Genomic DNA, 464 nt, shown 5'->3' with positions numbered 1-464 from the left:
CTTTCTTCTCGTAGCTACGGATATAACCTTCCGCCAGCAACACATCGAGAACCCAGGCGCGCAGACGCGAAGCCGGAGTTGCCACGGTGGACTTGCCACGCAGCTGTGCGTTGCGGATACGTGTCAGCATATCGCCGAGAGGATCGTTTACAAACATAAGTGCTCCTCCCTTACCAGCTGGACTTAACCATGCCCGGGATCTGACCGAAGGAGGCCAGTTCACGCAGCATGATCCGCGAAAGTTTAAGCTTACGGCGGCACATCCTGTTCACCACGGCGCTGCGCAATGCCACGCTGCCCATCCTGAATGTGCTGGGGATGGTGTTCTCCTTTCTGCTTGGGGCGAATGTGCTGATCGAAAAGGTGTTCGCTTGGCCCGGTATCGGGGCCTATGCCGTGAATGCCGTAATCTCGTCGGATTATGCCGCCGTGCAGGGGTTCGTTCTGATGATGGCGCTGTTGTT

Annotated in this window: 2 protein-coding genes and 1 pseudogene; 1 reads left to right on the top strand and 2 read right to left on the bottom strand. The window is 56.9% G+C overall.

Annotated elements, in window-relative coordinates; translation table 11 throughout:
- Together rpsH and TR36_RS15400 are read right to left on the bottom strand one after the other, a co-directional pair.
- On the bottom strand, nucleotides 1-157 hold a 157-nt coding region (gene rpsH / locus TR36_RS14700; RefSeq protein WP_045394611.1), incomplete at its 3' end, for a 30S ribosomal protein S8.
- 13 nt (nucleotides 158-170) lie between these two features.
- Nucleotides 171-254: pseudogene (locus TR36_RS15400) on the bottom strand (30S ribosomal protein S14); the annotation flags it as partial.
- Between TR36_RS15400 and TR36_RS14695 the strand changes: the two are divergent.
- Nucleotides 229-464: ABC transporter permease subunit (locus TR36_RS14695; protein WP_045394609.1), on the top strand; the 236-nt coding region annotated here is incomplete at its 3' end. The pseudogene TR36_RS15400 and the gene TR36_RS14695 sit on opposite strands and share 26 nt — an antisense overlap.

It is taken from the genome of Falsirhodobacter sp. alg1, assembly GCF_000739715.2.
Lineage (GTDB): Bacteria > Pseudomonadota > Alphaproteobacteria > Rhodobacterales > Rhodobacteraceae > Falsirhodobacter.
The sequence above is the reverse complement of the archived record's forward strand: the minus strand, read 5'-3'. Positions and strand labels throughout refer to the sequence as shown.